The 14,969-nt window shown below is 70.4% G+C and carries 12 protein-coding genes; 7 read left to right on the top strand and 5 right to left on the bottom strand.

Annotated elements, in window-relative coordinates:
• Positions 1-119 precede the first annotated feature (119 nt).
• Positions 120-2,684 carry an alpha-L-arabinofuranosidase C-terminal domain-containing protein gene (locus ACQPZG_RS02225; RefSeq protein ID WP_433544041.1) on the top strand — a complete coding sequence of 855 codons (2,565 nt, stop codon included), beginning with the start codon at positions 120-122 and terminating at the stop codon, positions 2,682-2,684.
• A gap of 178 nt (positions 2,685-2,862) precedes the next feature.
• Here ACQPZG_RS02225 and ACQPZG_RS02220 read toward each other — a convergent pair whose 3' ends face one another.
• From ACQPZG_RS02220 to ACQPZG_RS02200, 5 genes are all read right to left on the bottom strand, one after another.
• Positions 2,863-3,744, bottom strand: coding sequence for a pectate lyase (locus tag ACQPZG_RS02220; RefSeq protein ID WP_433544040.1), 882 nt, complete (start codon positions 3,742-3,744; stop codon positions 2,863-2,865).
• Positions 3,745-3,849: 105 nt separating this feature from the next.
• Positions 3,850-5,001 (bottom strand): hypothetical protein, encoded by a 1,152-nt coding sequence (locus ACQPZG_RS02215; RefSeq protein ID WP_433544039.1) that lies wholly within the window; start codon positions 4,999-5,001, stop codon positions 3,850-3,852.
• Between the two features lie 5 nt (positions 5,002-5,006).
• Entirely contained in the window at positions 5,007-5,549 is a 543-nt protein-coding gene (locus ACQPZG_RS02210) for a SigE family RNA polymerase sigma factor (RefSeq protein WP_433544038.1), read from the bottom strand.
• Positions 5,550-5,650: 101 nt separating this feature from the next.
• Positions 5,651-6,532, bottom strand: a complete 882-nt coding sequence (locus ACQPZG_RS02205; RefSeq protein ID WP_433544037.1) for an SMP-30/gluconolactonase/LRE family protein — start codon at positions 6,530-6,532, stop codon at positions 5,651-5,653.
• Entirely contained in the window at positions 6,529-7,302 is a 774-nt protein-coding gene (locus ACQPZG_RS02200; protein WP_433544036.1) for an IclR family transcriptional regulator, read from the bottom strand. The genes ACQPZG_RS02205 and ACQPZG_RS02200 overlap by 4 nt, the downstream gene beginning before the upstream one ends.
• A 328-nt stretch (positions 7,303-7,630) precedes the next feature.
• Here ACQPZG_RS02200 and ACQPZG_RS02195 point away from each other — a divergent pair, with 328 nt between their 5' ends.
• From ACQPZG_RS02195 to mmsB, 6 genes are all read left to right on the top strand, one after another.
• Positions 7,631-8,785 (top strand): mandelate racemase/muconate lactonizing enzyme family protein, encoded by a 1,155-nt coding sequence (locus ACQPZG_RS02195; RefSeq protein WP_433544035.1) that lies wholly within the window; start codon positions 7,631-7,633, stop codon positions 8,783-8,785.
• Positions 8,782-9,810, top strand: a complete 1,029-nt coding sequence (locus ACQPZG_RS02190; protein ID WP_433544034.1) for a zinc-dependent alcohol dehydrogenase — start codon at positions 8,782-8,784, stop codon at positions 9,808-9,810. The genes ACQPZG_RS02195 and ACQPZG_RS02190 overlap by 4 nt, the downstream gene beginning before the upstream one ends.
• A gap of 119 nt (positions 9,811-9,929) precedes the next feature.
• The gene (locus ACQPZG_RS02185) at positions 9,930-10,961 is read left to right on the top strand and encodes a hypothetical protein (protein ID WP_433544033.1); all 1,032 of its coding nucleotides are present in this window, start codon (positions 9,930-9,932) and stop codon (positions 10,959-10,961) included.
• A gap of 4 nt (positions 10,962-10,965) precedes the next feature.
• On the top strand, positions 10,966-12,081 hold the full coding sequence (gene chvE, locus ACQPZG_RS02180) for a multiple monosaccharide ABC transporter substrate-binding protein (protein ID WP_433544032.1): 1,116 nt from the start codon (positions 10,966-10,968) through the stop codon (positions 12,079-12,081).
• 32 nt (positions 12,082-12,113) lie between these two features.
• Entirely contained in the window at positions 12,114-13,655 is a 1,542-nt protein-coding gene (gene mmsA / locus ACQPZG_RS02175; RefSeq protein ID WP_433544605.1) for a multiple monosaccharide ABC transporter ATP-binding protein, read from the top strand.
• 49 nt (positions 13,656-13,704) lie between these two features.
• Positions 13,705-14,940 (top strand): multiple monosaccharide ABC transporter permease, encoded by a 1,236-nt coding sequence (mmsB, locus tag ACQPZG_RS02170; RefSeq protein ID WP_433544031.1) that lies wholly within the window; start codon positions 13,705-13,707, stop codon positions 14,938-14,940.
• Positions 14,941-14,969: the final 29 nt, after the last annotated feature.

Below are 14,969 nucleotides of genomic sequence, written 5' to 3'. Positions count from 1 at the left end.
AACGGGCGTCAACACCTCTTCCTGTCAGAGGTGTTGACGCCCGTTTCTCGAACATGGATCCTCTGCGAGCGAAATCCCGTACGTCGTCCGAGATGTCGAACGAACTGATGGAGCCGCTCATGTCCCCCCGCACGCGCCCCGGAAGAAGATGGGCAGCACTCGGCCTCGGCCTGCTGATGGCCACCAGCTTCGCCGCCGCACCGCCCTCCGCAGTCGCCTCCCCGGACGCCGGTGCCGACGCCGGGCCCGCCCCCGCCGACTACACGCTCGCTCTGGACCGGTCGCGTACCGGACCCGATATCTCGGACAGCATGTACGGCGTCTTCTACGAGGACATCAACCGGGCGGCCGACGGCGGACTGTACGCCGAGCTGGTGCAGAACCGATCCTTCGAGTACGCCCCGGCCGACAACAGGGCGTACACCCCGATGACCGCGTGGGCCCCCGTCGCCGACGGCGGTGCCACGGGCAGCGCCGAGGTCGTGGACGACGCGGGCAGGCTGAACGAGAGGAACCGCAACTACCTGCGGCTGCGCCTCGACGGAGGCACGGGCAGGTACGGGGTGGCCAACTCCGGATACAGCAAGGGCATCTCCGTCCGGAAGGGCGCCTCGTACGAGTTCTCCGTGTGGGCCCGCACCGACCAGCGGGGCGGCACCCCGCTCTCGGTCGGCCTGCGCGACGCCGCCGGCCGGACGCTCGCCGACGCGCGGCGCGTGACCGTACGCGGCGACCGGTGGGCCAAGTACACCGCCCGGTTCACCGCCACCGCCGACAGCACCACCGGGAGGCTCTCCGTCCTGGCCAAGGGCGGCGGCACGGTCGGACTCGACATGGTGTCGCTGTTCCCCCGGGACACCTACAAGAACCGGCCCAACGGGCTGCGCAAGGACCTCGCGGAGAAGATCGCCGCGCTGAAGCCGGGTTTCCTGCGCTTCCCCGGCGGATGCCTGGTGAACACCGGAAGCCACCAGGCATATGAGACACCGGATCTCGAACGCCGGCGTTCGTACCAGTGGAAGGACACCGTCGGCCCCGTCGAGCAGCGTCCGACGAACGCCAACTTCTGGGGCTACAACCAGAGCTACGGCCTCGGATACTACGAGTACTTCCAGTTCGCCGAGGACCTCGGCGCGGCCCCGGTCCCCGTCGTGCCGGCCCTGGTCACCGGCTGCGGCGAGAACAAGGCGACCGACGACCCCGCCCTGCTGAGGCGGCACGTCCAGGACACCCTGGACCTGATCGAGTTCGCGAACGGCCCGGTGTCCTCCCGGTGGGGCGGGCTGCGCGCGAGGATGGGCCACCCCAAGCCGTTCGGGCTCAAGCAGCTCGCCGTCGGCAACGAGGAGAACCTCCCCGACGCGTTCTTCGCCCGCTTCACCGTCTTCCGCGAGGCGATCGAGGCGAAGTACCCGGACATCGAGGTCATCGGCAACTCCGGCCCCGACGACAGCGGACCGGTCTTCGACCGGTCCTGGGAGCTGGCCCGGGACGCGAAGGTGTCCATGGTCGACGAGCACTACTACAACAGCCCGCAGTGGTTCCTGGAGAACAACGACCGCTACGACTCGTACGACCGCAAGGGCCCGAAGGTCTTCCTCGGCGAGTACGCCTCCCTGGACAACCGGTTCCGCAACGCGCTCTCCGAGGCCGCGTTCATGACCGGTCTGGAACGCAACGCCGACGTCGTCGAGCTCGCCAGCTACGCGCCGCTGCTCGCGCACACGGACGCGACGCAGTGGCGGCCGGACATGATCTGGTTCGACAACGAGCGCTCCTGGGGCTCCACCAGCTACGAGGTGCAGAAGCTGTTCATGAACAACACGGGTGACCGCGTCGTGCCCAGCCGCGCCTCCACGACCCCGGCCGTCTCCGGGCCGATCACCGGTGCGGTCGGCCTCTCGACGTGGGCGACCAGCGCCGCGTACGACGACGTGCGCGTCACCGGCGCGGACGGAAGGACGCTGCTGAGCGACGACTTCTCCGACGGTGAGGGGAAGTGGACCAAGGCGTCGGACAAGGGTGGCTGGCAGGTCGAGGACGGTGCGTACGTCCAGTCGGACGCGACCGCCGAGGACACCCTCGTCACGGCGGGCGACCCCGCCTGGCAGAACTACGACCTCCAGCTGAAGGCCACCAAGAAGGCCGGCCAGGAGGGCTTCCTCGTCGCCTTCGGCGTCAAGGACACCGGAAACCACTACTGGTGGAACCTGGGCGGCTGGAACAACACCCAGTCGGCCGTGGAGAAGACCGTCGACGGCGGCAAGCAGACACTCCTGGCGAAGCCGACGACCATCGAGACCGGCCGGACGTACGACGTCAAGGTGCAGGTCCGGGGGCGGGACGTGGTGCTGTTCCTGGACGGTGCGGAGTGGGGCCGCTTCACCGACGACAAGGCCGCCGAACCGTTCCGTCAGGTGGTGACGAGGGACGCGCGGACCGGTGAGCTGATCGTCAAGGTCGTCAACGTGCAGGCGACGCCCGCCCGTACGCACGTCGACCTCGGCAGGACTCCCCGGTCACGCACCGCACGGGTGACCACTCTCCAGGGCGCGCCGGACGCGGAGAACACCGCCGACGCACAGCCGATCCGGCCGGCCGAGTCGAAGCTGACGGGCGTCGGGGCGAAGTTCACGTACACGTTCCCGGCTCATTCCGTGACCTTCCTGCGCATCAAGGAGTGAGCGGACGACGACGCCTTCCCGGCCACGGCGCCGGGCGGGCAGGGGGATGAACAAGGGCCCCCGCCGGAGGGGGACTTCCGGCGGGGGCCCGGTCGGGGGCCGGTCACGGCTCGGTGACCGACGGTCCGTCACCCCGCGTGCAGCGAGGACTGCTTGCTGCGCGGGACGGCTCGGGGCGTCAGCGGTAGGTGAGGTCGGAGGGCTGGTAGCGGCAGTGCGTGCCGTCCGGTCCGGTGCCGTTCTGGACGGGTTCCTTGCCGGTGTTGTTTCCGGTGAAGCGCGTACACGGCTTGATCTTCTTCTTGCTGTCGCCGTGGATGCGGACGTTGCGCAGCGAGGCGGAGTCGCCGTAGTTGGCGTTGATGCCGACCAGGGAGTTGCCGGGGCCGCTCACGTCGACGTCGTTGACGATGACCGTCCGCTTGTACTGGGTCTTGCAGTTTCCGCAGGAGCGGACCAGCTTGCCGAAGTCGGACACCTGGAACTTCGAGATGACGAGCTTGCCGGCGCCGTTGAACTGCAGGACCTTGTCGGACGCCTTGCGGGCGCCTCCGCCGTACACGGTGTACACGGCGTTCGCGGACTTGCCCTTGAAAGTGGCCGCGTCCTCGCCCACGTCCTCCCACCAGACGTTCTGGAGGGTGCAGCTGCCCAGGCAGTGCACGCCGTCCGCGGCCGGGGAGCCGATGACGACGTTCTTCAGGACGGCGCCGTCGGCGAGCGTGAAGACCGGGGGCTGCCCCTCCTTCTGGCCGCCGCTGCCGAGTGCGCCCTGGCCGTAGTGGCGCTTGAGCTTGCCGTCGTAGGTGCCGTCCACCTTGATGGTGGCGGGCACGGGCTTGCTGCCGGTGGGCTTCGGCCAGGCGGCCGGGCCCTTGGCGGCGGCCTTGGCGGAGGTCTGGGCGGCGGGGGCCGCCGCCGCGGGGGCCTTCGCCGCGCCCGCGGAGGGGAGGAGCCCGGTGGTGACGAGGGCGCCGGCGGTGAGGGCGCCGACACCCGAGAGGGCGATGACGGCCCGGCGGCGTGCGGTGCGCCGACGGTGTGAGTGGGGAGTTGTCATGCTCCTTGGTTGCCGCCGCGGTGACGGAGGTTGCCGTGCGGGCCGAAGTTTTTTCCGCGGGCCCCTCAGAGCAGTTCTGCGGGTCGCACAACGGGCCCGCGCCGCTCAGCGCGTGGGGTAGAAGTCTCCCCGTACGGTGGCTTTCCTGCCGTTCTGTGCGGTGGTGGACACCGAGTACAGGTCGCCGCCCGCGTCACGGCCGCCCGGGGCGTGCTGGTACTGCCCGGCGGCCATGTGCTCGCCGGCCGGCACGGTACGACCTGGTTTCAGCGTCCAGCGGTAGACCAGGAACGCCGGGGCGCCCCGCTCCTCCCGTACGTCGACGGTGAAGTCGTCGACGGGCAGCGAGATCCAGGCCCCTGTGTTCGTCACGCCGTCGGTCCTGGCGATGCGGAGCTCGACGACGAGCGCGGTGAGGGGCTCGCCCGTCTTGAAGGTGACGTTGCTCTGCGCCCAGAAGTCGTTGCTGTGCGGGTCGACCGAGCCGTCGCCCCAGAGATGGCCGTCCCGGGTACGGTTGCCGCCGGGCGGCGCGGGGGGCGGTGCGGGGGCGGTCGGCGCGCGGGTGCCCGCGGGCGGCGCGGTCCCGTTGGTCCCCGAGGTGCGGCCCGGTGTGCGCTCCGGGGTACGGGAGGGCTTCGCCGGAGTCGTCCGCACCGGGTCCGGGAGGGTGGGCGCACCGGTGGGCGCGGTCCCGTCGGCGTCGGTGCTGGTGGGCGTGGGGTCGGGGGTGGAGGCCGTACGCACCCGGGTGTCCTCGTGCAGGGCGCCGGCCACCCCGTACCCGCCGGCGATCAGTACGGCCGCCACGGCGGCGGTGGCCCCGGCGACGCGCGGCCAGGACATCGCACGGCGCGGGTCCCGGGCCGCTGCGGACCGTGCCGAAGAGGGCGTGCGGACGTCCTTGCGGGCCCGGACGGGCGGCTGCGCCGCCTGCGCCATGCCGCGCTCGACGCGGGCCAGGATGCGGGCGCGGTCGGGACGGTGGGAGGCGGCGGCCCGTTGCAGCTCCTCGCGCAGGCGGTGCTCGGCGCGCAGGCGGTGCTCGTCGCGCAGGCGGTGCTCGTCGCGCAGGCGGTGGTCGGCGCCCGGCTCCTCGGGCTCGGTGCCCGCGGGCCGGGCGTCCCGGGCGCGGAGTTCCTCCGGCTGGAGGTCCTCCTGGGGGTGGCCGTCGGCCGGGCGCCCCTCGTGCGGCGGCCGGATCTCGCGCGGTCGGCCTCGGCGCGGATGTCCCTTGCGCACTTCGTCCTCGTCCATGGCGGCTACTTCTTCCTTCCGGCCAGTGCCGCCACGGTCCGGTTGCCGTCGCTGCTGCCGAGCAGTTGCTCCAGTTGGGCCATTCCCTTGGAGGTCTGGCTCTTCACCGTACCGACGGACACACCGAGGGCGAGGGCGGTGTCCCGTTCGGAGAGGTCGAAGGCGTGGCGCAGGACGACGCAGGCGCGTTTACGGAAGGGCAGGCGGCGCAGGGCCTCCTGTACGTCGACGACGCCCGCGACGTCCGGGGCGTCGACGCTCTCGGGGCGCTGCGCCCAGAAGAGCGCGACCCTGCGCCGTTCGCGCACGGCGCTGCGGATGCGGCCCCGTACGAGATTGGCGAGGACGCCGCGCGCGTAGGCGGCCGGGTGGTCGGCGGCGCGCACCCTGTCCCAGCGGTGCCACACCGCGAGCAGCGCGTCGGCGGCGAGGTCGTCGGCGGCGTCCGGCTCGCCCGTCAACAGGTGGGCGAGACGGGCCAGTTCGGCGTAGTGGCGCTCGAAGAACTCGTGGAACTCCGTGGCGGCGTCACCGTCCGATGTCACCACGGGCTGCCTCTCTCTGCCACGTTCGCGCGTCACGGATGTGCGGTTGCGAAGGGCCTTGTGCGGCCCGGAAGCAGGGTACGCGAACGCGCCGGGTGGTCCGCTCACCCCCCGAACGCCGGGGTCGCCAGGCCCTGTCCGGCGTCCGGCACGACCAGAAGCGAGCCCGCGTACGGGTGTGCGTTCTCGCCCAGGCCGGTGCGGGCGGTGGTGATGTACAGGTCGCGCAGGCCGGGTCCGCCGAAGGCGCAGGCGGTGGGACGGGAGGTGGGCAGCGTGATCGTACGGTCCAGGGTGCCGTCGGGAGTGTAGCGGCGGACCTGGCCGCCGTCCCAGAGGGCCACCCAGACGCATCCGTCGGCGTCGACGGCGAGCCCGTCGGGGAAGCCCGCGCCGTCCTCGATCCGTACCAGTCCGCGGCGTTCCGCGGGGAGTTGGCCGTCCATGCGGCAGACGTCCACGCGGCGGGTGGGGCTGTCGATGTAGTAGACGAGGCGGCCGTCCGGGCTCCAGCCCGTTCCGTTGCTCACGGTCACAGAAGGGAAGATCTCCGTGACGGCGCGGGCACCTGCCGCGGTGGCCGTTTCGGGTGCGAGACGGACGAGTGTGCCGCCGCCCGGTGCCTCGTCGTAGCGCATGGTGCCGGCCCAGAGCGATCCGTCCGGGGCGACGGCCGCGTCGTTTCCGCGCCGCCCGGGTACCGGATCGTGCAGCAGCCAGCGGAAGCCGGCGCCCTCGGCGTCGTAACTGGCGACCCCGTCACGGAGGTTGACGACCAGACCGCCCCCCGCCCGGGGCTTCGCCGCCCCCACGTGCTGTTCGGTGGCCATGACGGTGCGCCGACCGGTGGCCGGGTCGTACGTGTGGACGCGGGAGCCGAGGATGTCCACCCAGATCAGCCGACCGGTGGCGTCGTCCCAGGTGGGGCCCTCGCCGAGCTGGGCCCGTTCCCGTACGGCAGGCTCGGCGGTCTTCGCGGGGCTCATCGCGGCATCCCCCGGTACCCGAGCCGCAGGGACAGGTCGGCGGCGCCCTTGGCCGCCAACTCGCCGAGTTCACGCTCGCGTTCCTCGGTCCACCGGATCATCGGCACCGACACCGACAACGCCGCGACGACCCGGCCCGAGCTGTCGCGCACCGGGGCGGCGACACAGCTGACGTCGGGGTTGGACTCGCGGTGCTCCACGGCCAGTCCGCGGGCGCGGACGTCCGCGAGGGCGGCGCTCAGGGCACCCGGTTCGGTGATGCTGTTGGGGGTCATCGCGGCGAGTTCGCGGCCGTCGATACGGGCGCGCAGTTCGCTCTCGGGGAGGGAGGCCAGCAGCATCTTGCCGACGGAGGTGCAGTGCGCGGGGAGCCTGCGGCCGGCGGCGGAGACCATGCGGACCGCGTGGGTGGAGTCGACCTTGGCGATGTAGATGACGTCGGCGCCCTCCAGGACGGCGACGTGCACGGTCTCGTCGCAGGTCTCGGCGACCTCGCGGGCGACGTTCTGGCCCTCGGCCGCCAGGTCGAGCTGCTCGGCGTAGCGGCTGCCCAACTGGTAGGTGCGGACGCCCAGCCGGTAACGGCCGGGCTGCTCGGGCACGGGCACCAGGTAGCTGCGGGCGGCGAGGGTGGTGACGAGTTCGTGCACGGTGGTGCGGGGCAGCCCGAGCTTGCGGGTGATGTCCGGTGCGGAGAGCGTTCCGTCGCCCTCCAGAAACAGTTCGAGTATGTCCAGTGCCCTGGTCACTGCGGGGACATGGCGTCCCATGGCGTCCACCCACCTTCTGCGCTCGTTGGTTCCGGTGTGTTCGAGATTCCGGCGGTCGACCGGTATGACGAACGAAGATTAGCCCCGCCGGGCCCGACCGGCAACGGTCGGGCCGGGACACGGGGACGCCCGGCGTCCGAGTGGGAGCGGAGCGGCGGGTCGACAGGGCGGCGGAGCGTGACCGTCGCGCCGGGCTCGAAAGCGGTCTCGGTCGTACCCATTGACACCCCCCGGGCGTGCTGACTACGGTCACGCCAACATTTCGAACGTGTGACGAAATATCGAACGAGCACAGAGAGCACAACCGTACAACTGAGGAGCAACTGCCGTGCGCATCACGGGAATTACCACCCACGTCGTCGGGACACCCTGGCGGAATCTCACCTATGTCCTCGTCCGGACCGATGAGGGGCTGACCGGGGTCGGCGAGACGCGCATGCTCGGCCACACCGACGCGCTGATCGGTTACCTGGGCGAGGCCGCGGCCCACCACATCGTCGGTTCCGACCCGTTCGACACCGAAGATCTCGTACGTCGTATGAAGTACGGCGACTACGGCCGGGCCGGCGAGATCGTCATGTCGGGCATCGCCTGCATCGAGATGGCCTGCTGGGACATCAAGGGCAAGGCGCTCGGCGTCCCGGTCTGGCAGCTGCTCGGCGGCAAGGTCACCGACAAGGTCAAGGCGTACGCCAACGGTTGGTACACCACCGAGCGGACACCGGAGGCGTACCACAAGGCGGCCCGCACCGTCATGGAGCGCGGCTACCGTGCTCTGAAGATCGACCCGTTCGGCACCGGCCACTTCGAGCTCGACGCCGAGCAGAGCCGTTACGCCGTCTCCCTGATCGAAGCGGTGCGCGACGCCATCGGTCCGGACGCCGAGCTGATGCTGGAGATGCACGGCCGCTTCAGCCCGTCCACGGCGGTCCGGCTCGCCAGGGAACTGGCCCCCTTCAAGCCCGCGTGGCTCGAAGAGCCGGTGCCGCCGGAGAACCTGAAGGCCCTGCAGAAGGTGGCCGACAAGGTCGACATGCCGGTCGCCACGGGCGAACGCATCCACGACCGCATCGAGTTCCGCGAGCTCTTCGAATCGCAGGCCGTCGACATCATCCAGCCGGACCTCGGTCACATCGGCGGCATCTCGGAGACCCGCAAGCTCGCCGCGACCGCCGAGACGCACTACATGCTCGTCGCCCCGCACAACGTCGGCGGCTCGGTCCTGACCGCCGCCTCCCTCCAGGTCGGCTTCTCCACGCCGAACTTCAAGATCCTGGAACACTTCAACGACTTCGCCGACGCGGAGATCAAGAAGGTCGTCAAGGGCGCCCCGCAGGTGGACCCGGAGACGGGCTGCTTCGAGATCTCGCACGCGCCGGGCCTCGGCGTGGAGCTGGACGTGGACGCCGCCGCCGAGTTCCCGCAGCAGCAGGCGCGGTTCGACCTGTGGGCCGAGGGCTGGGAGAAGAGGGCACCCAAGTGAGCCCTGACGCACGGCCCGGTCGTGCGCTCGTCGTCGACGGACCGGGCCGGCACCGGCTGACCGAGGCCGGCCCGGCCCGTCCGGGCCCCGGCGAGGCGCTGGTGGAGGTCGCCGCCGCGGGCATCTGCATGAGCGACCGCGAGGTGTACGAGGGCCGACGCGACCCTGGCTTCGTGCGCTACCCGGTGGTGCCGGGGCACGAGTGGTCAGGAACAGTCGTCGCGGTGGGCACGGCCGTGGACCCGTCCCTGGTCGGGCGCCGGACGGTGGCCGAGGGGTTCCGGGCGTGCGGGACGTGCGAACGGTGCCGGTGCGGCGAGACGAGTCTGTGCTCCGGCGGGTACGCGGAGACGGGGTTCACCGAGCCCGGCGCCTTCGCGGACCACGTCACCGTCCCCGCACGGCTGTTGCACCTGCTGGACGACGACGCGGACCTGCGCGCCGCAGCCCTCCTTGAGCCCGCTGCGGTGATCGCCGCCGCCGTGCGGGCGGGCCGGCCGCGGCCCGGAGAGCGGATCGCGGTGGTCGGCGCGGGCACCCTCGGGATGCTCGCCGTACAGCTCCTGAGGGCGTCCTCGCCGGCCGCGCTGACGGTGGTCGACCCACGGTCGGCGCGCGGCGAACAGGCGCGGCGCTTCGGCGCGACCGAGGCGGTGACTCCCGAGGAGGCGCAGACGGCGTACGGCAGCTACGACCTGGTGATCGAGACGGCGGGTGCGCCGACCACGGCGGCCTCGTCCTGTCTGCTGGCCAGGCGGGGCGGCCGGGTCGTGCTGACCGGCATGTTCACCCCGGGCGCGGTGGGCATCGACCCGGTGCACCTGTCGCTCAGCCAGTTGGAGGTGCGCAGTGTCTTCGGGGCTCCGTCATGGGCCTGGACGGACGCGGTGCGGGCGTTCGGTCTCGGACTGCTCGACCCGGCGCCGCTGATCACCCACGAGTTCCCGCTGGAACGGTTCGCCGACGCCATCGCCCTGGTCGGTGGCGGCGATCCGAAGACGGGGAAGGTGCTGCTGCGCCCCTAGAACTGTGCGGCGGTACGGAGTTGCGCGCGCCGCCTCCGTGCCGCTGCACGCATTCGTCCCGCCGCACGCCCTTCCACCCGACCACTGTCCGACATATCGAACATGAAATACGGAGCACCATGTCTCATACACCAGACACGCCGCGTGATGCATCGGATGCCGCACACCCTGCATCAGGCGCCCCTCGCCGCCCCGGTGCCGACGCACTCGCCCGGCTCGGTCACGCCTTCCCCGCCGTCGACCCCGCCGACGCCTCCGCGCACACCTTTCCCGACGGCGGCACCTGGCGCACCGAGATTCCCTCCGTCGAGGGACCCGAGGCGCTGGCCGTCGTCCTGAAGGAGACCGCGCACCTCGACCTCCCCGTGCACCGGATCAGCCAGGGCAGCGGCGTCTGGATGCTGACGGACGACGACATCACCGAGATGGTGGACGGCTGTGCCTCCCGGGACATCGAGCTGTGTCTGTTCACCGGGCCCCGCGGGACGTGGGACATCGGCGGCTCCACCCGTACCGACTCCGGCGGCGGCGGACTGCGCGCACGCGGGCACGACGCACTCGCCGGCTGCGTCGAGGACGCGGTGCGGGCCACCGAGTTGGGCGTGCGCTGCCTGCTCGTCGCGGACGAGGGCGTGCTCTGGACGCTGCACCGGATGCGGGTGGCGGGCCTGCTGCCGGCCGACACCACCTTCAAACTGTCCGCCCTCACCGGGCCGGTGAACCCCGCGTCGTACGCGGTGTACGAGCAGCTCGGCGCGGACTCCCTCAACGTTCCCTCCGACCTGACACTCGACCACCTCACCGAGATCCGCCGGGTCAGCGGCGCCCCCATGGACATGTACGTGGAGGCCCCGGACGACCTCGGCGGGTACATCCGGATGTACGAGGCGGCCGAGCTGATCCGGCGCGGCGCTCCGCTGTACCTGAAGTTCGGGCTGAGCCGCTCCCCCGGCATCTACCCTTACGGCGCGCAGCTGCGCGAGACCGCTCTCGCCACCGCCCGCGAGAGGGTACGGCGCGGACGCCTCGTACTGGACCTGCTCGCGCGGCACGGGGCCGATGGCGGAATGTCGCCGCTCGGTTCCCGCAACCCCGGTGAGCTGCGCCGTTTCCCCGTGTCGCCCGCCACACCCGTACCGGAAGGAGACTGACCCGATGCGCACCCGCATGCACGCGGCGACGTTCGCCGCCGCCCTGCTCCTCGTCTCGCTGACCGCCTGCGGTCAGGAGGCCAGGGGCGGCAGCCGCTACAAGGCCGACACCGGCAAGGGCGGCACGATCGGGCTCGCGATGCCGACCAAGGCGTCCGAGCGCTGGATCGCCGACGGCCAGAACATGGCCGAGCAGTTCGAGAAGGCCGGTTACCAGACCGACCTTCAGTACGGCGACGACAAGGTCGAGAATCAGATCGCCCAGATCGAGAACATGATCACCAAGGGCCGCAAGCTGCTGGTGATCGCCGCGATCGACGGCTCCGCCCTCACCGAGGTCCTTCAGCGCGCCCACGACGCGGGCATCCCGGTGATCAGTTACGACCGGCTGATCCTGGGCACGCCGTACGTCGACTACTACGCGTCCTTCGACAACGAGCGGGTCGGCGAGCTCGAAGGCAAGTACATCGTCGAGAAGCTGAAGCTCGGCGAGCCGTCCGCGGCAGCGGCCGAGCGCGAGTCGCACTCCATCGAGCTGTTCGCGGGTTCCCCCGACGACAACAACACCAAGTACTTCTGGAACGGCGCTCTCAAGGTTCTCCAGCCCTACCTGAAGACCGGTCAGCTCGTCGTCCGCAGCGGGCAGACGAAGATGAACCAGGCGACCACCCTGCGCTGGGACGGCGGCACCGCCCAGAAGCGGATGGACGACCTGATCAGCAAGAACTACGGCGAGCGGCGCGTCGACGCGGTGCTCTCCCCGTACGACGGCATCTCGATCGGCATCATCTCCGCACTGAAGAGCGCCGGTTACGGCACGCAGAGCCGGCCGCTTCCGGTCGTCACCGGCCAGGACGCGGAGCTGGCGTCGGTGAAGTCCATCATCGGCGGCGAGCAGACGCAGACCGTCTTCAAGGACACCCGCAAGCTGGCGGCTCAGGCGGTGGCGATGGGCGACGCCGTACTGAACGGCAGGAAGCCGGAGGTCAACAACACGACCGACTACGACAACGGCAAGAAGACCGTGCCGTCGTACCTGCTGAAACCGGTCAGCATCGACAAGTCGAACACACAACTCCTCGTCGACGAGGGGTACTTCACGGCGGGGCAGCTCAAGTGACGGGCCCCTCACCGGCAGCTGCCGTGCTGGAGATGCGGGGCATCACCAAGACGTTCCCCGGCGTGAAGGCGCTCTGCGAGGTCAACCTGACCGTGCGCGCGGGTGAGATCCACGCGATCTGCGGTGAGAACGGGGCTGGCAAGTCGACCCTGATGAAGGTGCTGAGCGGGGTGCACCCGCACGGCAGCTACGACGGCGAGATCCTCTTCGAGGGAGCACCGGTCGCGTTCAAGGACATCCGGGCGAGCGAGCGCCACGGCATCGTCATCATCCATCAGGAGCTGGCCCTCGTGCCGTACCTGTCCATCGCCGAGAACATCTTCCTCGGCAACGAACAGACGGGCCGCAAGCGGGGGTTCGTCGACTGGAACGACTCCCTGCGCAGGGCCGCGGCCCTCCTCAAGCGGGTCGGGCTGCGCGAGAAGCCGCAGACCCCGGTGGCCGACATCGGCGTGGGCAAGCAGCAGCTCGTGGAGATCGCGAAGGCGCTCGCCAAGGAGGTGAAGCTGCTCATCCTCGACGAGCCGACGGCCGCGCTCAACGACGAGGACAGCGCCAAGCTCCTCGACCTCATCGTGGAACTGCGCGAACAGGGCATCGCCTGCATCATCATCTCGCACAAGCTGAACGAGATCCGGCAGATCACGGACGCGGTCACGGTACTGCGCGACGGCCGCACCATCGAAACCCTGACAGTGCGTCAGACCCCGGCCGACGAAGCGGAACTGTCGGAGGACCAGATCATCCGGTCCATGGTCGGCCGCGACCTCGACCACCGCTTCCCCGAGCGCACCCCCTACCCGGGCGAGGACGCGGGCACGACGGCACTGGCCGTGCACGGCTGGACCGTCCGCCACCCCGTCGACCAGCAGCGCAAGGTGGTCGACAACGTTTCCCTCACCGTCCGCCGCGGCGAGATCGTCGGCATCGCGGGCCTGATGGGCGCGGGGCGCACCGAGCTGGCGATGTCGGTCTTCGGCCGCTCGTACGGCCGGTACGAGGCCGGGCGGGTGGAGGTCGGCGGCCGGGAGGTGAGCACGAGGACCGTACCGGCGGCGATCGGGGCGGGCCTCGCGTACGTCACGGAGGACCGCAAACAGTACGGCCTCAACCTCATCGACAACATCAACCGCAACATCTCCCTCGCCTCCCTGCCCGGGATGCGGCGGCGCGGCGTGGTCGACGAGCACCACGAGCGGCAGGTGGCGGAGCGGTACCGCACCTCCATGAACATCAAGACCCCCACGGTCTTCGAGGAGGTCGGACGCCTCTCCGGCGGCAACCAGCAGAAGGTCGTCCTCAGCCGGTGGATCCACGCCGACCCCGACGTCCTGATCCTCGACGAGCCGACGCGCGGTATCGACGTCGGCGCGAAGTTCGAGATCTACACGGTGATCGACAAGCTTGCCGCCGAGGGCAAGGCGGTCCTGTTCATCTCCTCCGAACTGCCCGAACTGCTCGGCATGTGCGACCGGATCTACACGATGGCGGAGGGCCGGCTGACCGGTGAGGTCGCCAGGGCGGACGCCACCCAGGAGGCGCTGATGCGCCACATGACGAAAACCCGTACCTGACGTCCCCCGCGTGCCCGACCACGTCCTGACCCGAAGCTGAGGCCCCGCCATGACCACCGCCACACCACCACTCCGCAAGGACGCGCCCGAAGAGCCCGCGGACACCCGCCCCTCGGCCGTCGCCGCGCTCGTGAGCAGCATGCGCGCGAACATGCGCCAGTACGGCATGCTCGTCGCCCTCCTGTTCATCGTCGTCCTCTTCCAGATCTGGACCGACGGCACCCTCCTGCTGCCCAACAACGTCTCCAACCTGATACAGCAGAACGGCTACATCCTCATCCTGGCGATCGGCATGATGATCGTCATCATCGCCGGGCACATCGACCTGTCGGTGGGCTCGCTGGTCGCCTTCGTCGGTGCGATGTCCGCCGTGATGATGGTCAAGCACGACATGCCGTGGGTCCTGGCCCTGGTCCTGTCGCTGCTCATCGGTGCGGTCGCCGGCGCCTGGCAGGGGTACTTCATCGCGTACCTCGGCATCCCGTCGTTCATCGTGACGCTGGCCGGGATGCTGCTCTTCCGCGGTCTGACGCAGATCGTGCTGGAGGGGCAGTCGCTGGCCCCGTTCCCCGAGGGCTTCCAGAACATCGCCAAGGGATTCATCCCCGAGATGGGCCCGTACACCCAGTACCACAACCCGACGTTGCTGCTCGGCGCGGTCGCGCTCGTCGTCCTGATCCTGCGCGAAGTGCGCGACCGGAAACGGCAGTTGGCCTACGACCTGGAGGCGGTACCGAAGGGCCTGTGGATCACCAAGTGCGTGGCGATCGCCGCCGCCGTGATCGCGTTCACGCTCACCCTGGCCAGCTTCCACGGCGTCCCCGTCGTCATGCTCATCATGTGCGCGCTGCTGATCGGCCTCGGTTACGTCATGCGCAACGCGGTCGTCGGCCGTCACGTCTACGCCCTCGGCGGCAACAAGGCGGCGGCGAAGCTGTCCGGCGTCAAGGACAAGCGCGTCATCTTCCTGGTCTTCGTCAACATGGGCGTCCTGGCGGCGCTCGCGGGCTGTGTGTACGCGGCGCGACTCAACGCGGGCACCCCCCAGGCCGGCCTCAACTTCGAACTCGAAGCGATCGCGGCCGCGTTCATCGGCGGAGCGTCCATGAGCGGCGGCGTCGGCACCGTGATGGGCGCCGTCATCGGTGGCCTCGTGCTGGGCGTACTCAACAACGGCATGTCGCTGGTCGGCATCGGCACCGACTACCAGCAGGTCATCAAGGGCCTGGTGCTGCTCGCCGCGGTCGGCTTCGACGTGTGGAACAAGCGCAAGGCCGGGCGCTGACCCCCTCGCGCGCCCACTCACCCCTCTCT

It is taken from the genome of Streptomyces sp. CA-294286 (genome assembly GCF_050947155.1).
Taxonomy (GTDB): Bacteria; Actinomycetota; Actinomycetes; order Streptomycetales; family Streptomycetaceae; genus Streptomyces.
The sequence above is the reverse complement of the archived record's forward strand: the minus strand, read 5'-3'. Positions and strand labels throughout refer to the sequence as shown.